The sequence below is a fragment of the Nocardioides sp. NBC_00163 genome, from assembly GCF_045206295.1.
In the GTDB taxonomy this organism is placed as follows: domain Bacteria; phylum Actinomycetota; class Actinomycetes; order Propionibacteriales; family Nocardioidaceae; genus Nocardioides.
Genome location: NZ_CP108155.1, coordinates 5,307,783 through 5,327,312 on the forward strand (window position 1 = coordinate 5,307,783; position 19,530 = coordinate 5,327,312).

General features: G+C 70.6%; 21 protein-coding genes. 13 read left to right on the plus strand and 8 right to left on the minus strand.

Translation table 11 applies throughout. The features are described from left to right. Positions 1 to 16: 16 nt before the first annotated feature. Positions 17 to 811: a sigma-70 family RNA polymerase sigma factor gene (locus tag OG801_RS25430; RefSeq protein ID WP_406031850.1), complete on the minus strand. Its 795-nt coding sequence runs from the start codon at positions 809 to 811 to the stop codon at positions 17 to 19. Between the two features lie 149 nt (positions 812 to 960). Here OG801_RS25430 and OG801_RS25435 point away from each other — a divergent pair, with 149 nt between their 5' ends. The 3 genes from OG801_RS25435 to OG801_RS25445 all read left to right on the plus strand — a co-directional run bounded on the left by OG801_RS25435 (position 961) and on the right by OG801_RS25445 (position 2,489). Next, positions 961 to 1,923 carry a glycosyltransferase gene (locus tag OG801_RS25435; RefSeq protein ID WP_355018358.1) on the plus strand — a complete coding sequence of 321 codons (963 nt, stop codon included), beginning with the start codon at positions 961 to 963 and terminating at the stop codon, positions 1,921 to 1,923. 96 nt (positions 1,924 to 2,019) lie between these two features. Further along, positions 2,020 to 2,163 (plus strand): GPGG-motif small membrane protein, encoded by a 144-nt coding sequence (locus OG801_RS25440; RefSeq protein ID WP_355018359.1) that lies wholly within the window; start codon positions 2,020 to 2,022, stop codon positions 2,161 to 2,163. Between the two features lie 77 nt (positions 2,164 to 2,240). After that, complete coding sequence (locus OG801_RS25445; protein ID WP_355018360.1) at positions 2,241 to 2,489, plus strand: hypothetical protein; 249 nt, start codon at positions 2,241 to 2,243, stop codon at positions 2,487 to 2,489. A 22-nt stretch (positions 2,490 to 2,511) separates the two neighbouring features. On the opposite strand, the gene OG801_RS25450 is transcribed toward OG801_RS25445, so the two are convergent. Then, complete coding sequence (locus tag OG801_RS25450) at positions 2,512 to 3,144, minus strand: MerR family transcriptional regulator (protein WP_406031851.1); 633 nt, start codon at positions 3,142 to 3,144, stop codon at positions 2,512 to 2,514. 88 nt (positions 3,145 to 3,232) lie between these two features. Between OG801_RS25450 and OG801_RS25455 the strand changes: the two genes are divergently transcribed. Next, positions 3,233 to 3,793: a DUF4188 domain-containing protein gene (locus OG801_RS25455; protein WP_406031852.1), complete on the plus strand. Its 561-nt coding sequence runs from the start codon at positions 3,233 to 3,235 to the stop codon at positions 3,791 to 3,793. On the opposite strand, the gene OG801_RS25460 is transcribed toward OG801_RS25455, so the two are convergent. The 5 genes from OG801_RS25460 to OG801_RS25480 all read right to left on the minus strand — a co-directional run bounded on the left by OG801_RS25460 (position 3,780) and on the right by OG801_RS25480 (position 9,747). Next, the gene (locus OG801_RS25460) at positions 3,780 to 5,504 is read right to left on the minus strand and encodes an MFS transporter (RefSeq protein ID WP_406031853.1); all 1,725 of its coding nucleotides are present in this window, start codon (positions 5,502 to 5,504) and stop codon (positions 3,780 to 3,782) included. The two genes, OG801_RS25455 and OG801_RS25460, sit on opposite strands and share 14 nt — an antisense overlap. After that, a complete protein-coding gene (locus OG801_RS25465) occupies positions 5,501 to 6,223 on the minus strand; it encodes an LppX_LprAFG lipoprotein (protein WP_355018364.1) in 723 nt (240 codons plus the stop codon). The genes OG801_RS25460 and OG801_RS25465 overlap by 4 nt, the downstream gene beginning before the upstream one ends. A 62-nt stretch (positions 6,224 to 6,285) precedes the next feature. Continuing rightward, positions 6,286 to 7,491 (minus strand): MBL fold metallo-hydrolase, encoded by a 1,206-nt coding sequence (locus OG801_RS25470; protein WP_406031854.1) that lies wholly within the window; start codon positions 7,489 to 7,491, stop codon positions 6,286 to 6,288. A 16-nt stretch (positions 7,492 to 7,507) separates the two neighbouring features. Further along, positions 7,508 to 8,698, minus strand: coding sequence for an MFS transporter (locus tag OG801_RS25475; RefSeq protein WP_406031855.1), 1,191 nt, complete (start codon positions 8,696 to 8,698; stop codon positions 7,508 to 7,510). Between the two features lie 122 nt (positions 8,699 to 8,820). Next, on the minus strand, positions 8,821 to 9,747 hold the full coding sequence (locus OG801_RS25480) for a LysR family transcriptional regulator (RefSeq protein WP_406031856.1): 927 nt from the start codon (positions 9,745 to 9,747) through the stop codon (positions 8,821 to 8,823). 116 nt (positions 9,748 to 9,863) lie between these two features. Here OG801_RS25480 and OG801_RS25485 point away from each other — a divergent pair, with 116 nt between their 5' ends. From OG801_RS25485 to OG801_RS25510, 6 genes are read left to right on the plus strand one after another with little or no spacing between them, the layout of a single operon-like run. Beyond that, the gene (locus OG801_RS25485) at positions 9,864 to 10,991 is read left to right on the plus strand and encodes an FAD-dependent monooxygenase (protein WP_406031857.1); all 1,128 of its coding nucleotides are present in this window, start codon (positions 9,864 to 9,866) and stop codon (positions 10,989 to 10,991) included. A gap of 26 nt (positions 10,992 to 11,017) precedes the next feature. Then, entirely contained in the window at positions 11,018 to 11,995 is a 978-nt protein-coding gene (locus OG801_RS25490; protein ID WP_406031858.1) for a VOC family protein, read from the plus strand. A gap of 25 nt (positions 11,996 to 12,020) precedes the next feature. Beyond that, on the plus strand, positions 12,021 to 13,010 hold the full coding sequence (locus tag OG801_RS25495; protein WP_406031859.1) for a fumarylacetoacetate hydrolase family protein: 990 nt from the start codon (positions 12,021 to 12,023) through the stop codon (positions 13,008 to 13,010). Then, positions 13,007 to 13,723, plus strand: coding sequence for an SDR family oxidoreductase (locus OG801_RS25500; RefSeq protein ID WP_406031860.1), 717 nt, complete (start codon positions 13,007 to 13,009; stop codon positions 13,721 to 13,723). Before OG801_RS25495 ends, OG801_RS25500 begins: the two co-directional genes overlap by 4 nt. A 25-nt stretch (positions 13,724 to 13,748) precedes the next feature. Next, positions 13,749 to 14,921, plus strand: a complete 1,173-nt coding sequence (locus OG801_RS25505; RefSeq protein WP_406031861.1) for an alpha/beta hydrolase family protein — start codon at positions 13,749 to 13,751, stop codon at positions 14,919 to 14,921. Continuing rightward, entirely contained in the window at positions 14,918 to 15,904 is a 987-nt protein-coding gene (locus OG801_RS25510; protein WP_406031862.1) for a cyclase family protein, read from the plus strand. Before OG801_RS25505 ends, OG801_RS25510 begins: the two co-directional genes overlap by 4 nt. A 22-nt stretch (positions 15,905 to 15,926) precedes the next feature. Here OG801_RS25510 and OG801_RS25515 read toward each other — a convergent pair whose 3' ends face one another. Further along, positions 15,927 to 18,389 carry a DNA topoisomerase (ATP-hydrolyzing) subunit A gene (locus OG801_RS25515; RefSeq protein ID WP_406031863.1) on the minus strand — a complete coding sequence of 821 codons (2,463 nt, stop codon included), beginning with the start codon at positions 18,387 to 18,389 and terminating at the stop codon, positions 15,927 to 15,929. A 165-nt stretch (positions 18,390 to 18,554) separates the two neighbouring features. On the opposite strand from OG801_RS25515, the gene OG801_RS25520 reads away from it, so the two are divergent. Genes OG801_RS25520 through OG801_RS25530 form a run of 3 tightly spaced genes read left to right on the plus strand, consistent with a single transcriptional unit; the run spans position 18,555 to position 19,500 of the window. Next, positions 18,555 to 18,782 (plus strand): type II toxin-antitoxin system VapB family antitoxin, encoded by a 228-nt coding sequence (locus tag OG801_RS25520; protein ID WP_406031864.1) that lies wholly within the window; start codon positions 18,555 to 18,557, stop codon positions 18,780 to 18,782. A 47-nt stretch (positions 18,783 to 18,829) separates the two neighbouring features. Then, complete coding sequence (locus OG801_RS25525) at positions 18,830 to 19,102, plus strand: type II toxin-antitoxin system Phd/YefM family antitoxin (RefSeq protein WP_406031865.1); 273 nt, start codon at positions 18,830 to 18,832, stop codon at positions 19,100 to 19,102. After that, on the plus strand, positions 19,099 to 19,500 hold the full coding sequence (locus tag OG801_RS25530) for a PIN domain-containing protein (RefSeq protein WP_406031866.1): 402 nt from the start codon (positions 19,099 to 19,101) through the stop codon (positions 19,498 to 19,500). The genes OG801_RS25525 and OG801_RS25530 overlap by 4 nt, the downstream gene beginning before the upstream one ends. Positions 19,501 to 19,530 lie beyond the last annotated feature (30 nt).

Sequence of the window (19,530 nt, forward strand, 5' to 3'; positions counted from 1 at the left end):
CCGTGGTGGGTGCAGGTCATGCGGCGATCCCTACTCCTTCGAGCTGCTCACGGAGCTCGTCGATGATCCGCGTCAGGATCCGGGAGACCTGGGTCTGGGTGACGCCGATGGCCTCGCCGATCTCTGCCTGGCTGCGGTCCTCGATGAAGCGCAGCCTCACCACGAGCTGGTCACGCGGGCACAGCACGCGGATCGCCTGCTCCAGCGCCAGCCGGGTCTCGCAGTCGGCGAGTCCGCCGTCGATGCCGGGCAGCATGTCGCCGAGAGTCGCCTCGGCCGAGGACTGGGCCGAGCCGGGGCGCAGCGGGGCGTCCAGCGAGGAGGGGGTGAAGCAGCCGCGGGCATCGAGCGCCTCGCGTACCCTCTGCTCCGGCACGTGGGCGATCTCGGCCAGCTCGGCGGTGGGCAGGTTGCCCCGCTCCGATCCGATCCGCAGCAGCGTGCTCTGCAGCTCCTGGATGGGGCGCGGCGGCCGCACCGTCCAGCCGTGGTCACGGAACCAGCGTTTCACCTCACCGCGGATCGTGGGTACGGCATAGGTGAGGAAGTCGTCGGCACGATCGGGGTGGAAGCTCTTCGCGGCCCTTACGAGGGCGGTGTACGCCACCTGCTCCAGGTCCGCACGCGGGATGCCTCGGCCGGTGTAGCGGTGGGCGATCGAGCGGGCGACCGCGGCGTTGAGCAGGATCACCTCCTCGAGGATCAGGTCCTTCTCCTTACCTACGGCGGTGTGTGCCTTCGCCAACAGCTCTGAAGTCAGTCGTTGTCGCTCGGCCCGGGGTAGGTCTGTCTCGAAAGTTGTCGTCGTCATGTGTAGGTAGTGCCCGACTCGACCGCCTCCCAACGGCTTCGCCGCAAGGTTCACCCCCGCGGGTGTGGGTCGTCGACGCCGCAACCACCCCTGGGGGTGGTAAGTGCGCCGACCGGGCTGTGACGGGTGGCTGCGGGTACCGACAGGGAATGAGAATCCTGATCTGGCGCGTGCACGGCCCCTGGACGACGGCGTTCGTGCACGGCCGCCACGAATACCTCCTTCCGACGACGCCCGACCGTGGCCCCGACGGTCTCGGCCGCGCCGGGACATCGGACTGGCCGTCGGCCGCCCGTGAGGTGAGCAGCGAGGCCCTCGCGGACGAGGAGGTCGACATCGTCGTCCTGCAGCGTCCGCACGAGCTCGAACTGGCCGAGAAGTGGCTCGGCGGGCGGCGTCCCGGCCGCGATCTGCCCGCCGTCTACCTGGAGCACAACACCCCCGCCGGCGGGGTCCTCGACACCCGCCACCCGGTGGCGGGCGGCAGCATCCCGATCGTTCACGTCACCGGCTTCAACGACCTCGTCTGGGACTGCGCCGGCACCCCGACCACCGTGATCGAGCCCGGCATCCTCGACCCTGGTCGCCGCTACACCGGCGACATCGAGCGCGCCGGGGTGGTCGTCAACGATCCCGTACGCCGAGGCCGCTCGGTCGGCGCCGACCTCATCCCGGCGCTGGCCGAGGGCGTCGGCGCCGACGTCTTCGGCATGCGCGTCGAGCGCCTGCCGGCGTACCACGGGCTGCGGACGTACGAGGACCTGTCGCAGCAGGACCTGCACGACCACCTCCCGCGGCGACGCGTCTACGTCCAGCTCCATCGCTGGACCTCGCTGGGACTCTCCCTGATCGAGGCGATGCATCTGGGCATGCCGGTCGTCGCCCTGGCCACGGCCGAGACCCCGCTCGCGGTGCCGCACGAGGCCGGCTACGTCACCACCCGCCGCGACGAGATCGTCCCGGCCGTACGCCACCTGATGAAGGATCCCGACGTGGCCGAGGAGGCCGGGCTCATCGGGCGTCGGCACGCGAGGAAGCGCTACGGCCTGGACCGGTTCCTCGACGAGTGGGATGACGTGCTCCATACGGTCGTCGCGGGGGCCGCACCGTGACCTCGGACGAACTCAGCGCAACTCGGGAGGTTTGAACAGGTGCCGGATGGGTACCGAGAGCAGGAACAACTACACACACACCGAGGTGAGATCCGAATGGCATTAATTCTCTGGTTGATCGCGGCAGTCCTGGTGATCGGCGGCATCCTGTCGCTGGTCCGTGGCCAAATCCTATGGGGAATCGTCCTCATCGTGGTCGGCTTGGCGGTCGGTCCCGGTGGGGTGAGCATCTTCACCTAGACACCATGCGGCCCGGTGCCCCTCGAGGGTCCCGGGTCGCGTGGCGTCCGGGGTGAAGTCGAACGAGAGGACCGACCATGGGTAAGTGCGTCACGTGCGGAAACGACTACGACGGGACTTTCGAGGTGACGACGGCCTCGGGTGAGCACTTCGTCTTCGACTCGATCGAGTGCGCGGCGCCGCAGATCGCGCCCGTGTGCGTCAACTGCGGCACCCGCATCCTCGGGCACGGCGTGCAGAACGAGGAGCACATGTTCTGCAGCGCCCACTGTGCCCACTCGGTCGGCGTGACGGGTGTGAGGGACAGGGTCACCAGCGGCTCCTGAGCGCGGCGCCCTGCCCGATCGCTCAGCGGCGCTCGGCGAATCGCAGAGCGCTGTGGTGCTCGTGGGCCAGCCGGCGCAGACAGAGCAGGAACTCCCCGAGGACGACCTGCCCCAGGACCATCTGCTCCATCATCGCCTCGCGGTCCTGGGTGTCGTCGATCTGATCGAGCTCGTAGGCGGCGATCGCGTCGATGAGGGGGAGGTAGGTCGCAGCGCCTTCGGGGTCGGTGGGCAGGCCGCTGTCGAGGATGACCTCGATGATCCCGGCGAGGTGGTCGCGCTCGGGGGCATCGGCCCTGACCTCGGTCCATCCCGCCTGGGCGACGATCTGGTCGGCGAGCTCGCGGGTGTGGTCGCCGCGGGCCGCGGGGACGCTCGTCTCGACACGGAGCGCGTCGCAGGCTTTGCCGAACATGTCGTGCACCGATGCGGTGCGGTCCTGGGTCGCGTCGACCAGCGCCTTGAGCGCCCCGACGGGGATGGCGCCGACATCGCGGAGCACGCGGAGCAGGCGCAGGCGGCGTGCGTGCTGGTCGTCGTAGTCGGCCAGGCGCTCGGAGAGCTTCCTGCCGGGGGAGAGGAGGCCCTCGCGGACGTAGTACTTGATGGTCGCGACGCTCACGCCGGTCGAGTCGGCTAGCTCGGAGATCCGCATCGTTCCTCCGGGAACTGGTTGACAGCGCTGCTGGATAGGAGCACTATCTTAGACTAGATACTATCGCTATCCAGTCAGGGGGACGGGAATGTCGAAGATCGCCCGGGGCTATCGGGAGGCTCCTGAGAACGTGCCGGGCGGCGTCACGCCCGGCCACAGCGTCGCCGATGTCGGCACCGACGAGGTCGTGGTGTTCCTGATCGGGATGCGCATCCACCGCTGGCACAAGGTGCGCAGCTGGTTCCCGGCGTTCGTCGGGATGCCGCGGATGCTCGCCGAGCTCGCCAAGAAGCCCGACCTCGGGCTTCTCTCGGCCCGCAGCTACTGGTCGGGGAGGGCGTTGCTGACGGTTCAGTACTGGCGCAGCGTCGAGGACCTCGGCCGGTTCGCCAAGGACCCGTCCCTCACGCACGCTCCCGCCTGGGCCGCCTTCAACCGGCGCGCGGCCTCGACCGGCGACATCGGGATCTGGCACGAGACCTATCGGGTCCCCGCAGACCAGGTCGAGACGCTGTACGGCAACATGCCGGCCTTCGGCCTCGGTGCCGCGCTCGGGGTCGTCGAGCGTGCCTCCGGACGGCGGAACGCGACCCACGAGCGGATGGGCTCCACCCGCCCGGAGTACGTCGAGACCTCTACAGTGCCGTGACGGTCTGGTTGGGGGAGAGCGCGCGTGTAGGCGCGCCCCGCAGCAGCACCACGGAGAGGACGGCGGCGATCCCGGCGCAGACCGCGGCGCCGGCGAAGACGGTGTGCTCCTGGGCGATGGCGGCGCCGATGAGCAGGTCCTGGTAGTCCTCGCACATGCCGCCGCCGGTGCACACCGACGACAGCGATGGGAGGTCGGCCTGGGCGGCGTAGTAGCTGCGCAGGCCGATCGTGGTCAGCGCGGAGATGCCGACCAGCATGCCGACCATGCGGGCCACCACGGTGAAGGACGTGGTCAGGCCGTGCATCGACTGCTCGGTCGTGGCCAGGATCGCCGCGTTGACCGGCGCCAGGGCGAGGCCGAAGCCGAGGCCGCCGGCGACGAGCACGACGGTCGCCGACAGCGAGCGCAGCGCGTCGGCGTCCCAGCGTGCCATGAGCACGAACGCCACCGCGGCCAGCAGCATCCCGCCACCCGCGATCACGCCCGCCGGCAGTCGCCTGGTCAGGAAGCCACCCAGCACGGCACCCACCGGCAGCGCGACCAGGAACTCGAGCAGCACCAGGGCCGCCTTCAGCTGGCTGTCGCCGTAGATCGTGGTGCGGGCGAAGAGCGGCACGTCGATCAGCGCCGCCACCAGCGCGGCGCCGACGAAGAACGAGATCAGCACCGAGCCCCACGCCGGCGTCCGGGCGAACGCGCCCCGGGGCACGATCGGGTCCTGCGCCCGGCGCAGGTGGAAGACGAAGCCGAGCAGCGCCAACCCACCGGCGACCAGGTACCAGGTGCCCTGCTCGGAGAAGACCGCCACCTCAGGGTCGGCGGTCGCGAAGGCCAGGATCACCCCGGCCAGGGCGAACGAGAGCAGCAGCGCCCCGAGGACGTCGACCTCGGCGGCGATCCGGCCGAGCACGCGGCGTACGTTCGGCCGCAGGCCGCACTTCACCAGGAACCCGAGGGTCGCGATGATCGTGACCAGGCCCAGCGGGGTCAGCCAGCGCGTCGACCCGGCCGCGGGCACGTAGAGCGCGCCCCAGGTCAGGTCCTGGACCAGGGCGGTCGGCTCGATCGCCAACAGCACGAACGCCACGCCGGCGACCAGCAACAGCAGCAGCGCGATCAGGTCCGGCCGTGGGCGACCCCGGGCGACAGTGCCAGGATCCGAGCGGCCCATCTGCCTGATGGCGATCGCCAAGATGGCGCCGACGACGAGGTTGAGCACGAAGATCGCGCGCCAGTCCGCGACGGCGAGCACGGCCGCTCCGATGAGCGGCCCGAGCACCGAGCCGAGCTCCTGGACCGCCGAGACCAGCCCGAGCGGAACCCCACGGCGCTCAGCGGGGTAGAGCGCCGCGACGAGCGCGAGGGTCGCCGGCACGAGTGCACCACCGCCCAGCCCCTGGAAGAACCGGCCGACCACCATCGCGGCCAGGTCCCACGACAGCGCCGTCAGGAACGAGCCGAACGCGAAGACGATCAGCCCGCCGACGAGCACCGGAAGGTGCCCGAGGAGATCGGCGAGCCGCCCGATCAGCGGGAGCACCGCCACGTAGCCCAGCAGGAACCCGGAGATCAGCGGTGCGGCCCGCTGCAGCTCCTCGATCGAGAGCCCGACGCCCGCCATCATGTCCGGCAGTGCCAGCACCACGACGTAGGTGTCCGCGGCGGCGAACGCCACCGCGATCGCAGCGAGCCAGAGGACTGCCCTCACGGCTTGGCGATCTCCTTCTCGACGCCGTACTCGGTCACGTCGATCGTGTAGGAGTACGCCGCCTCGCCCTCACCGCTGAAGTTGCCCTTGATGGTGGCCTCGGTGAGCTCGTCGGAGTCGTTGATGATGTAGGTGACGTCGAAGTCGCCGGTCGCGCCGGCGAGGATCTTCTGGACCGCGGTGTCCGGGAGCGTGCCGGTGTAGGTCGAGAGGATCTCGTCGTTGTCGGCGCCGCCGCGTACGGACTTGCCGATCTTCACGTCCTCGGTCGCGGCCAGCAGCGAGGAGATGCCGGTCTCCGGCGCGATCAGCGCGGCCGGGTCGGGCACCCCGTAGTCGGCCGGGTCGAGCTCCTGGAACGTGGTCGTGAACGGCAGCTTCGCGTAGACGACGTCATCGACCGAGACCACCTCGACCTGCGCCTCAGCGCCCATCACCGGCACCGTCAAGGTGCCCTCGAAGGCGGGCTCACGGGTCAGCGTCCCGGTCGCCGCCTTCAACGTCGTGATGCCCTCGGGCAGGTCGTCGGAGGCGATCGAGAAGTTGATCCCGCTCGTCTCGTCGAGGTGCTTCTGCGCCGCCGCGAGCACCTGTTTCGGCGTACGTCCCTTGGCGGGGTCCTCGTCGCCGCAGGAGGTGAGCACCAACGTGGCGGCGAGGAGGGCGACGAGACCGAACACGAGGCGCGGCAGGGTCCGTCCCAGAATCGAGCTGAGCATGCGGGTCAGAATGCCACGTCCCGCAACCCTGTGGGTGGTGAGGTGGCCTTGGCCATCCCGGTTCAGCCGTTCCAGCGCGCGCGGCCGACCGGGATCACCATCAGGTCCTCGCCGACGACGAGGTCTCCCGAGAAGCCCCGCTGGGCCTTACGCCAGCGTGCGGACGGGTTGTTGCCGGGGACCAGATGGGAGAGGGCGAGGGTGCCGACACCGGCCGGTTCGGCGACGTCACGGCCGACCTGCTCGATGGTTGTGTGCGACTCGAGCAGGTGCTTGCGGAGCGCCTCTGCGGTCTCGGGAGGTAGTGCCGCGGTGAGCCGCTCGACGAACTCGGGGTCGATCACCTCGTGGACCAGGACGTCCGCGCCACGCGCCAGATCGATGAGGTTCTGGCTCACGCAGGTGTCGCCGGAGACCACGACCGACCCGTCCGGGGTGTCGAAGCGATAGCCGTACGCCGGCGCGGTGGGATGGTGATCGACGAGCGTCGCCGTCACGGTGACCTCGCCGTCCTTCCAGACCTGGATCGGCGCCTCGAGCCGCGGCGGGACGCCTTCCGGGTCGATCGTCCACAGCGCCGAGTGGTCGATGTCGTGGACCTCGAAGAGCGTGTCCGGGTCGGGGAAGTTGCTGTCTCGGAGCCGGTCGTTGAAGTCCTGGGCGAACGCGTTGCGCAGATGACCGGTCATCGAGGAGATGCCGGGCATCGGCTCGTCCGGGTTGACCAGGGCGGGTGCGGGCCGGGTGGGCGGGAAGACCCTGCTGAGCGTGTCGCGGGGAGCGGGGCCGAACACCTGGACCGGCCCGCCGGAGCGCCCGACGATGTTCATCGACCCGATCGCGTACGTCGTGGGCCAGTCGACCGTGTGGTCGCTGTGCAGGTGGGTGAAGAAGATGCCGCGCATCCAGGAGAGGGCGGAACCCAGGCCGGTGTCCGGGGCGAGGCCGCTCTGCTGCAGCCGGCCGAAGGCGCCCACCCCGAGGTCGACGACGTACACCTTGTCCTCGAAGGCGATCGCGGTCGAGACCCCGTGCCGGCCGCCGTCGAGGACGGCCGGGCCGCCTGATGTGCCGAGCAGCACGACACGGGTCCGTGCCTTCGAGCCGTGCCCGGTCCGGGCCGCGGGCGCGGGCGCGGCGGCCGCCGCCGGCGTACCCAGGGCTGTCGCGGTCACCGCGCCGACGGCTCCGAGGCCGACCATCGACAGCAGCCGGCGCCGGTCGGTCGAGGGGATCGAGGCGACGGCCTCGTTGAGGACATGACACATGTGGATCGGCTCCTGATCAGGCGGTGACGGCCACGTCGCGGGTGAGGACGCGGCGGGTGAGGAGGGCGAGGAGGAGGGCAATGGCGCCGACGAGGATGACGGCGGCGCCGAGGCCGCCTAAGGCACCGGTGAAGGCGACGACCAGGAGCGGGCAGACGAACTCGCCGAGGAACAGGGCAGCGGTCCACAGGCCGGTGCCGCGACCGCGCTGCTCGAAGCTGAGACCGGACACCGCCCAGACGAGCAGGGTGGGCAGCATCAGGCCGGTGCCGGCCGAGGCGATGACCGCGCCGAGCACGATGACCGGCACGACCGAGGTGGCACCGAGCACGACCAGACCGATCCCGGCCAGCCCGAAGGCGATCGGCAGCAGCGTCGCGGTGCCGCGGCCGGAGACCCGGCCGAAGGCGTACGCACCACCGGCCGTGGCGAGGGAGGCGAGCGCGGCGAACGCGCCGATGGCAGGGACGGCGGTGATCCCGGCCGCGTCGAGCACGTAGGGGAGCTCCACGATCGGGGTGTAGAAGACGATCCCGCCGACGACCGTGACCGCGCACGGCAGCGCGAGGGCGCGGGTGGGCAGCGGCGGGAGCGGGGTGCGCTCCTCGGTGGGGGCGGACTCGCCGGCAGGCTGCCAGATGAGTGCGGCGGCGAGGACGAGGAAGATCAGGCTGGAGGCGTAGAGCCAGAACGGGTTGCGCCAGTCCTGGGCGCCCAGCGCCCCGCCGAGCGCGAAGAACAACGTGGCCGACAGCGATGCGAACACGGTTTGCATGCCGAGCCAGCGGTCGCGCTCGGTGCCGGAGAAGTAGTCGGAGATCAACGTGGTGCAGCAGGTCATGATCGCCGCCTCGGCGACACCGACCCCAGCACGGCTGAGCACGATCGCGCCCAGGCCATCGAGCCACAGCGGCGCGGTGCCGAAGACGGCGTAGACCGCCAGGCCGGTCAGCAGCAGTCGCTTGCGCCCGAACCTGTCTACGATGCGGCCCGCGAACGGCGCCAGCAGCGCGATCATCAGCGCCGGGACGGTGAGGGAGAGCGGGACCAGCGCGGTCGCGGCGCCGCCGTCGCCGAAGTGGTCCTGCATCCGGGGCAGGACGGGAGCGAGCAGCACCGCGCCGAGGATCGGCAGGCAGCTCATGAACATCAGCAGGAAGCCCTGCGTGCGTCCGGCTTGCCGGACGGGCGTGAGGGTGTCGGACATGGGGTCTCCATGGATCGGGCCGAGATCGTGTGACAGCAGTCACAGCATCGTGGGAGATCCAGGAGGTATTGCGGAAGCCAAACCTGCTTCTGCCGGGTATCCGCCCCGTCGATAGCCCGACGTCAGTCCGACTCCTCCAGTCGCGCGGCGGCACGCGTCATCATCCGGCGCAGCCAGCCGTGCGCCGGGTCCGCGCGATGGGCGGGGTGCCACCAGAACGCCTCCTTCAGCGGGACCACGTCCCAGGGGCAGTCGAGGGTGCGTACGCCGGCGGCGCCCGCCAGCCGGGTGGCGAGCTGGCGCTGCAGGAGGGCGACGCGCGGGGTCCCGGCGACCAGGAACGGGACCGGGAGGAAGCTCTCGGTCACCACATGGACGTCGGGCTCGACCCCGATCATGCTGAGCTGGCGTACGGCCGGGGTGAAGGCGGTCGGGGCGTGGTGGGTGACGACCCAGGGCATCTCGGCGAGCTGCTCCATGGTGATCGTCTTGCCGACGGCGTCGTTGTCGGCGGACACGACCAGCACCCAGCTGTCGGTGTGGAGCTCGACCGCGGGCTGGTCCTGGAGGAAACCGTGGGGGAGGACCATCCCGTCGACGTGCCGCAGCGACTCCGGCGCTTGGTCGACGTCGTGATGGGTCTGCAGCTGGAACCGGAGGCGTACGCCGGGGGCCTCCCGGGCCAGCTCGGTGGCGAGGTGGTCGCCGAGCACGGTCGTGGAGTAGTCGGAGGCGACCACGGTGAACTCCCGGGTCGAGGTCGCCGGGTCGAACCCCGGCTCGGCCTCGAAGACCCGACGTACGCCGGCGAGGGCTGTCGTGGTGGTCCCGCGCAGCTGGGTGGCCAGGGGAGTGAGGTCGTAGCGGTTGCCGGTGCGGACGAGGAGCTCGTCGCCGAAGTGACGCCGCAGGCGCCGCAGCGCCGCCGAGACCGCCGGCTGGCTCAGGCCGAGCCGCGCGGCCGCGCGGGTCACGTTGCGCTCCTCGAGCAGCGCGTCCAGGGAGAGCAGCAGGTTGAGATCGAGGTTGCGGAGCGGATCGGTCGCCATGGTCCGACTATAAACGCGGTGTATAGGCGGGATAGGAAATCTGCTCTTCCCGAATAGTTGCGTGCGGTTCAGAGTGGTGCTCGTCACTCCACCATCTCGCACATCAGGGAGATCTCATGCCCGCCATCAGCTCGGTTCTCGTCATCGGTGCCGGAACCGCCGGGACGGCGACCGCCATCCTGCTCGCCGAGCGGGGCGTCTCGGTCGACCTCGTCGAGGCCAAGCCGGACGTCTCCGCCCTCGGCTCCGGGATCACCCTGCAGGGCAACGCGCTGCGGGTGCTGCGCGACCTCGGCGTGTGGGAGCAGGTCCGCGCCGAGGGCTACGGGTACGACACCCTCGGGCTGCGCGCGCCCGACCCGGCCGGCACGCTCCTGGTCGAGCTCGAGGACCACCGCACCGGCGGGCCGGACCTGCCCGCGACGATGGGGATGTACCGGCCCACGCTGGCCCGGATCCTGCTCGAGCGGGCCAGGGCCGCCGGCGCCAAGGTGCGCTTCGGGGCCACCGCGACCGAGCTCTCCCAGGACGAGACCGGCGTCGACGTCGCGTTCGCGGACGGGTCGCACGGACGCTACGACGTCGTCGTCGGCGCCGACGGCGTGCGGTCGTGGACGCGGCGGGCGGTCGGCATCGACGTCGAGCCCGAGCCGGTCGGCATGGGGATCTGGCGCGCGTTCACGCGTCGACCGGCCGAGGTCACCCGCACCGACCTCGTCTACGGCGGGCCGTCCTACATCGCCGGCTACTGCCCGACCTCGGAGGAGAGCCTCTACGCCTACATCGTCGAGCCCGCCCAGGACCGGAGCGGTCTGTCGGCCGAGGAGGGCCTGGCGGTGATGCGCGAGCTCGCGGCGGCCTATCACGGGCCCTGGGACGAGATCCGCGGATCGCTGACCGATCCGACGCGGGTCAACCACACCCACTTCGAGAGCCACGTCGTCGACGGCCCCTGGAACCGCGGCCGGGTCGTGATCATCGGCGACGCCGCCCACAGCTGCCCGCCGACCCTCGCCCAGGGCGCCGCTCAGGCGCTCGAGGACGCCGCCGTGCTCGCCGAGCTGCTCACCGGCCACGACGACCTGGCCGCCGTCTGGCCCGCGTTCACCGAGCGCCGGCTGCCCCGTGCGCGGGCCGTCGTCGAGGCCTCGCTCCAACTCTGCACCTGGCTGAAGGCGCGCGAGCGCGGTGACGTACCCGGGCTGATGGCCCGCGTCGCCGCCCTCGTCACCCAGCCCGCCTGACCACCCCATCTCACGAGGAGAACACCGTGACCGAGACCGCCATCGACCCAGTCATCGAGACCCCGCCCGCCGAGCGGCTGATCACCCACCTGCGCCACGTCGACCTGGCCGTGCCGGACTACGAGCGGCAGCTGGAGTTCTACACGAACACCTGGAAGCTCAAGGCCGAGACGACCGACAGCGGCCTGGCGTTCCTGGCCGCGGAGGGCTCCCCGGAGCACTACTCCGTCCGCCTGCGCCGCGCCGACGACAAGCGCCTGGACCTGATCGCCTTCGGTGCGGCCAGCCCGGCCGACGTGGACGCGATGGCCGAGCGGCTCGGCCGTGCCGGGGTGAAGCTCGTCGGCGAGCCGGGCCCGGTCCTGACGCCGGGCGGCGGCTACGGCTTCCGCTTCTTCGACAACGACGGACGTACGGTCGAGGTCTCCTGCGACGTCGCCGTGCGGCAGCACCGCAAGATCGAGGAGGGCGAGGCGGTCCCGGTCAAGCTCTCCCACGTCGTCATCAACTCGCCCAACCCCGAGCAGACCGTGGCGTTCTACCAGCGCCACCTCGGCTTCGCGCTCTCCGACACCTTGATGCACCCGCGGCTGGGGTCGATGATGTGGTTCCTGCGTACGAACCGGTTCCACCACAGCCTCGCGATCGCCCGCGGGCCGCACGTCGCGCTGCACCACGCCTCCTTCGAGATGCGCGGCCTGGACGAGTACATGCGCGGGACCGGGCGGCTGCTGCGGGCGGGCGTGGAGAAGATCTGGGGCCCCGGGCGGCACCTGGCCGGCAACAACACCTTCAGCTACTTCCTGGACCCGCACGGCAACACCGTCGAGTACACCACCGAGCTCGAGGAGCTCGTCGAGGACAACTGGCACCCGCATCTGTACGACTTCAGCGACCCGGACGTCTCCGACCAGTGGGGCACGGCGAACCCGATGGACGAGCTGGTCGCCGGCAAGTCCTTCAACGACCCGGACAAGGGCGTCTTCGTCGCCCCGCCGGTCTGAGCTGCGTTCGAATGAGGAGAGCCCGATGAAGCTGGCAACCTTCCGCGATCCTGACCTCGACGTGCCGCGCGTCGGCCTGGTCACCGAGGACGGACTGCACCCGTTCGCCGTGCGGCACACGATGCGTACGCTCATCGCCGGCGGGCGCGAGGTGCTCGACCGTGCCGCCGACCATGCCCGGGCAGCGGACGCCATCGACCTCGCCGAGGTCGAGCTGCTGGCGCCGCTGGAGCCGGCCTCGGTGCGCGACTTCGTCGCCTTCGAGGAGCACGTCGAGGGCGTACGCCGCTCGGTCGACGGCGTCAGCGGGGTCCCCGACGCCTGGTACGACGCCCCGGCCTTCTACTTCACCAACCCGCACGCGATCCTCGGACCGGGCGCGGAGGTCCCGTTCCCGGCGGCCTGCGCGGCCCGCGACTTCGAACTGGAGGTCGCCGCCGTCGTCGGGGCCGAGGGCCGGTCGGTCCCGCCCGAGGAGGCCGGGGCGTACGTCTTCGGCTACACGATCTTCAACGACTGGTCGGCTCGTGATCTGCAGGGCCGCGAGATGCAGGTCGGTCTCGGTCCGGCGAAGGGCAAGGACTTCGCGACCACGCTCGGGCCGTGGATCGTGACGGCCGACGAACTGGAGCCGTACCGCGACGAGGACGGCTTCCTCGACCTGCTGTGCACGGTGTCGGTCAACGGCGCCGAGATCGGCCGCGACCGGCTCTCGAACGTCGGCTGGACCTTCGAGACGATGATCGCGTACGCCTCCCGCGACTCCCGCGTGGTCGCCGGCGACGTCCTCGGTTCGGGCACCGTCGGCAACGGCGGGTGCCTGGCCGAGCTGTGGGGCCGTCATGGCTCGCAGGAGCCGAAGCCGCTGCAACCCGGTGACGTGGTCACCCTCGAGGTCGAGGGGATCGGCACCCTCACCAACACCGTCGGCGTCGCGCCGCCCGCCCCCGAGCTGCCGCCGGTGCGGCGCCGCGACAGTGCCGCACGGGCGGCTGCTCGTGAGGCGCCCCGATGAGCTCGCTGGCCGGACGTACGGTCGTGGTCACCGGGGCCGCCTCGGGAATCGGGGCGGCGGTGGCCGCCGCCGTGACCGCGGAAGGTGGGACGGCGGTGGGCGTCGACCGCGAGGCGGCGCCTGGCGTCCGGAGCCTCGACGTCCGCGACGAGGACGCCTGGGCCGACCTCGCGGGCGAGCTCGCCGGGCAGGTCCATGGGCTGGTGAGCTGCGCCGGCGTCACCCGCCGTGCCAGGGTCGGGGCTGCGAGCGTCGCCGACATGCGGGACGCCCATGACGTCAACGTGCTCGGGCCGCTGCTCGGGATCCAGGCGCTGGCGCCGCTGATGCCGCCGGGCGGGTCGATCGTCACCATCGGATCGCTCGCCGCGCTGCAGGGGCACTACCCGGTGGCCTACACCACCAGCAAGTGGGCCGTCCGCGGGCTCACACACACCGCGGCGCTCGAGCTGGGGGAGCGCGGCATCCGCGTCAACGCCGTACATCCCGGCTTCATCGAGACCGCCATGACCGCCTCGGCTCCGGCTGCGTTCCGCGAGGCCTCGGTCGCCGCTGCCCCGCTAGGGCGCCCCGGCATGCCTGAGGAGGTCGCGTCGGTCGTGGTCTTCCTGCTCGGGGACGGCGCGGCGTACGTCACCGGTGCCGAGATCCCCGTCGACGGCGGGGTCTCCTCGCACGCCGGCGCCAAGACCGTCTCCGACGCCCTGCGCTGAGACACCCATTAGAAGAGGACAAGAGATGTTCGAGTACTTTCCCGGCAACTACGTCTGGAACCTGGGCGTGGTCGCCACGCTCAACTCCGGCGGCCTGATCGACGAGGTCGACCGTGCCTGCCGGCCGCTGAAGGAGCTGGCGGCACAGGGCTCCGACGTGGGCACCGCCGAGTTCATGGCCGCCTGGCGCGGTGTCGCCGACCAGCTCGAGGAGCAGGCGGCCGAGGCCGAGAAGGCCGGCCACCGGCGTACGGCTGGGCAGAAGCTCTTCCGTGCCTCCGTCTACGTCTCCCAGGCCGAGCGGATGCAGAGCGCGAAGGACCCGGGCCGCAACGCCGAGTACCAGCGCAGCGTCGACGTGCTGGTCCGCTCCTTCGAGCTCCTCGACCAGCCGACGGTCAAGGTCGCCATCCCGTACGTCGAGAACGGCCGCGAGACCAGCCTGCCCGCCTACTTCCACCCGGCGGTCGGTGCGGGCGAGGCGGCGCCGGTCATGATCGTGTGGAACGGGCTCGACTCGACCAAGGAGATGATGGTCGGCGCCGGTGTCCACACCGAGCTCGCCGCCCGCGGTATCTCGACGCTGATGGTCGACTGCGGTGGCTCCGGTGAGGCGCTGCGTCTGGACGGCCTCACCGCGCGCGTCGACACCGAGGCCTGGGCCGCGGCCTGCGTCGACTGGCTCGAGACGCGCTCGGATGTACGTGCCGACCGGATCGGGCTCGTGGGCTGGTCGCTGGGCGGCTACTACGCGCCTCGCGCCGCGGCGTACGAGAAGCGGCTGGCGCTGTGCGTGGCCTGGGGTGCCAACCACGACTGGGGCGCGGTGCAGAAGCGCCGGCTGCAGCGTGAGGGCGAGAACCCGGTGCCGCACTACTGGGACCACGTGCTGTGGGTGTGGGGGCAGCCCGACGTCGACACTTTCATCGACTTCGCCGAGGACGTGAACCTCGACGGCGTGGTCGAGGAGATCACCCTGCCGTTCCTCATCGCCCACGGCGAGAACGACCGCCAGATCCCGCTCTCGTACGCGCATCGCTCCTACGACCAGGCGGTCAACAGCCCCAAGCGCGAGCTGCGGATCTTCACGCCGGAGGAGGGAGCCACCGAGCACATCGGCCTGGACCACTTCCCGCACGTCATCGGCTTCATCGCCGACTGGGTCGCCGACACCTTCGCCGAGCTGGACGCGTCGTGACCTCCCTTGATCGGAGCGATCCCGAAGGCGAGATCGCGAAGACGGTCGCCCGCGTATCCAACTGGGGGCGCTGGGGCGAGGACGACGTCCACGGGACGATGAACTTCCTCACCGACGCCAAGCGGGTCTCGGCTGCGGGGCTGGTGCAGGCCGGCCGTTCCTACTCGCTCTCGCTGCCCTTCGACATGGACGGGCCGCAGAACGGTTGGCGGCGGCGTACGAATCCGGTGCACACCATGCTGGACACCGGCACCGACGCGGTCGCCGGCATCCAGGGGTTCCCGCACGGGATCGGCGGCGCGGACGACGTCATCGCGATGCCGCTGCAGTGCTCGACCCAGTGGGACGGGCTCGGCCACATCTTCGACCACGGACGGGCCTGGAACGGCCGCCCGGCGGAGTCGGTGGTGACCTCGCTGGGCGACGGTGTCACCGGGATCGAGACGGTCGCCGACGTGGTCTGCGGTCGCGGGGTGCTGCTCGACGTCGGCCGCGCGGTCGGCACCGACGGAGAGCTCCCCGACGGGTTCGCCATCACCGAGGAGCACCTGGAGCAAACGATCGCGGCCCAGGGTGCCAGCGCGGCCGTGGGCCGCGGCGACATCGTCGTCGTACGCACCGGGCAGCTCTCCCGCGCCCGCCGGGGCGTCGCCGCCGGCGACGGCTGGGGCGGCTACGCCGGGGGAGCGGCCCCCGGCCTCTCCTTCACCACCGCCGACTGGCTGCACCGGACCGAGATCGCCGCGATCGCCACCGACACCTGGGGCTTCGAGGTGCGCCCGAACGAGTTCGACGACGCCTTCCAGCCCCTGCACCAGGTCGCGATCCCACACCTCGGCCTCTTCCTGGGCGAGATGTGGGACCTGGACGGCCTCGCGTCCGTCTGCGCGGAGGACGGGCGCTACGACTTCCTGCTCACCGCGGCGCCGCTGCGCGTCACCGGTGCCGTCGGCGCCCCGGTGAACCCCATCGCGCTGCGCTGACCAGCGGGGCGGTTGGCGGTGGCTACCTGTTGGCGACCGGTCCGGAGATGGCGTCGATGGGCTGCTCGAGGGGGATCCCGGAGCCGTCGCGGCGCGGGTCGATCTCGGGCAGCTCGATGGGCGCCCCGGAGGCCGCGGCGGCCATCGCAGGAGCGGCGCCGACCCAGGCGAAGACGATCGAGTCCTCGCCCTTGAGGTAGCGGTGCGCGCGTACGCCGCCGGTGGCCCGGCCCTTGGCCGGGTACTCGCTGAACGGCGTGGTCTTCACCGAGCCGGTCTCGGTCCCTGGCAGAGCGCTCGAGGAGCCGGCGACGGTGACGACCGCGGCACCCTCGGGAGCGTCGGCGGAGACGACTCCGAAGAAGACGACGCGGGAGCCGTGCGCCATCCGAACGCCGGCCATCCCGCCGGCGCTGCGGCCCTGAGGACGGACGACGTCCGCCGGGAAGTGAAGGAGCTGGGCGTCGGAGGTGACGAAGACCAGCGACTCGGTGCCGGTGCGCAGCTGCGCCGCGCCGACCACCTCGTCGCCGTCGGCGAGCTTGATGACCTCCCACTCGTCCTTGTTGAGCAGCACCTCGGGGTTGACCCGCTTGACGACGCCGAGCTTGGTGCCGAGCGCGATGCCGGGACCGTCGGTGGCCAGCGTCGTGAGCGCCAGAGCGCGCTCGTCGGACTCCAGCGAGAGCAGCGCGGACAGCGGCAGGCCGCCGGAGAGGTTCGGGTCGCCGTGCGTCGGCGGCAGCGCCGGCAGGTCGAGCACCCCGAGACGTACGAGACGGCCGCGGGAGGTGAGCACGCCGATCTGGCCGCGCGCGGTCGCCGGGACCACCGAGACGATCACGTCGTGGTTGGCGCGGCCGGAGCCGGTCGAGAAGGGCTCCGCGTCCGAGGAGCGGGCCAGGAGACCGGTCGAGGAGAGCAGCGCGAAGCACGGGTCGTCGGCGACCTCGAGGCTCATCGCCTCGAGCGCCGGCGTCCCGGCGGAGGCGAGCAGCACGGTGCGCCGCGGCGTGCCGAAGGTCTTGGAGACCTCGCCGAGCTCGTCGGAGACGACCTTCCGCAGCATCTCGTCGTCGCCGAGGATCGAGTCGAGGTACTCGATCGTCGCGCGCAGGTCGTCGCGCTCCTTCTCCAGCTCGATCTTGGAGAACTTCGTCAGCCGGCGCAGCGCCATGTCGAGGATGTACTCCGCCTGCGGCTGGCTCAGGTCGAAGACCGACATCAGCCGCTCCTTGGCCTCGCCGGCGTTGTCGGAGGCGCGGATCAGCTGGATGACCTCGTCGATGTCGAGGATCGCGATCAGCAGCCCGTCGACCAGGTGGAGCCGGTCGGCAGCCTTGTCACGACGGAACTGCGAACGGCGGCGCACGACGTCGTAGCGGTGTCCCAGGAAGACCTCGAGCAGCTCCTTGAGGCCGAGCGTGCGCGGCTGCCCGTCGACGAGCGCGACGTTGTTGATGCCGAAGGAGTCCTCCAGCGGCGTCATCTTGTAGAGCTGCTCGAGGACGGCCTCGGGCACGAACCCGTTCTTGACCTCGATCACCAGCCGGGTGCCGTGCTCGCGGTCGGTGAGGTCCTTGAGGTCGGCGATGCCCTGGATCTTCTTGGACTGCACCAGGACCTTGACGCGCTCGATGATCTTCTCGGTGCCGATGTTGAACGGCAGCTCGGTGATCACGATGCCCTTGCGGCGCCCGAACGGCTCGATCCGCGTGGTGGCGCGGATCTTGAAGGAGCCGCGGCCGGTCTCGTACGCATCCCGGATCCCGTCCAGGCCGACGATGGTGCCGCCGGTGGGGAGATCGGGGCCGGGGATGAACTTCATCAGCGTGTCGAGCTCGGCGCCGGGGTGCTTGATCAGGTGGCGCGCGGCGGCGATGACCTCGATCAGGTTGTGCGGGGCCATGTTGGTGGCCATGCCGACCGCGATGCCGGTGGCACCGTTGACCAGCAGGTTGGGGATCGCGGCGGGGAGCACGCTCGGCTCCATCTCCCGCGAGTCGTAGTTGGGCCGGAAGTCGACCGTGTCTTCCTTGATGTCGTCGGTCATCGCCTGCGCCGCCGGGCCCATCCGGGCCTCGGTGTAACGCATCGCGGCAGCCGGGTCGTCACCGCCGGGAGAGCCGAAGTTGCCGTGCCCGTCGATCATCGGCAGCCGCATCGCCCACGGCTGCGCCATCCGGACGAGGGCGTCGTAGATCGCGCCGTCGCCGTGCGGGTGCAGCTTGCCCATCACCTCACCGACGATGCGGGCACACTTCACGTGGCCGCGGTCTGGACGTACGCCCATGTCGTTCATCGTGTAGAGGATCCGGCGCTGCACGGGCTTGAGACCGTCGCGGGCGTCGGGCAGTGCCCGGGAGTAGATGACGGAGTAGGAGTACTCCAGGAATGAGGACCGCATCTCGTCCCCGATGTCGGTGTCGAGGATGTGCTCCTCGAAGTCGTCGGGTACGTCCTGCTTGGTCTTGCCGCGTGCCATAAGGGGCATTGTCTCGAATCCCTGTGCGAACGCCACACCGGGCTCGCCGATTGGGCCCAAGTCGTAGCCGAGCCGCCCTTCCGTACGCCGCGCATCCGCGTACATTGGCAGTAGAGATCAATCCGTCCGGAGTCACCGGTTCAACGCACATGGAGGTGCTTGAAGATGGCTGTCACCCAGATCGAGCTCGACACCGAGCTGCTCGAGGAGATCCAGCGGATCTCCGGCACGACCACGCCCCAGGAGGCGGTGGAGTTCGCCGTGCGCGAGCTCGTCATCCGCAACCATGAGGGCGACGCTCCCAAGCACGCCCAGAAGCTGGCGCGGAACTGGGACTATGACGGCTGGCGGGTGCTCAACGAGCGCGACCGCGCCAACGTCGTACGTCACTGACACCCGGGGTGTAGACGTACGTCTACACCCCAGCCTATGATGGGTGCATGAACACGATCGGAACCCGCGATCTCAAGCAGAACCCCAACTCCGTGATCCAGCGTGTCCTGGAGACCGGGGAGGAGTTCGAGATCACTGCGCACGGCCACGCGACTGGGGTGCGCTTGGTTCCGACGCACGCGGGTCCGGCCCGCTGGGTCCGCGGCGACGTGCTCAACGCCGACGAGCCCGGCCTCACGCCGGCGGAGGCTGATGCGTGGCTCGCTGATGTCGACGACACTTTCGACGACGAGGTCACCGATCCCTGGGACCGCCGGTGATCATCCTCGACACCAACGTCCTCATCGACTACGACCGCTACCTCTTCGACGCTGGTGAGGCCTACGCAGCCAGCATTCTTTCGCGCGCCGAGCTGGAGTTCGGCGTCCAGGCCGCCACGAGCCCCGAGCAGATCGCGAAACGCACCCAGCGTCTCAACCAGCTCGACGCACGCTTCGACTGGTTGCCCATGGACAAGGAATCGACGCGGTCCTATGGCCTGGTCGCGGCCGGAGCCAAGGCCACGGGCGCCAAGGTCAGAGGCAAGGACGCCCTGATCGCCGCGCAGGCACACCGCCACGGAGCCGGCGTCATGACGCTGAACGCCGATGACTTCAAGCCCTTCGCACATCTGGTCACGGTCCTCGCGCCGACGCCACGTCTGGGCATCGTGGACTGAGCGGCGACTGGTGCGTACCGCTAGATTTCT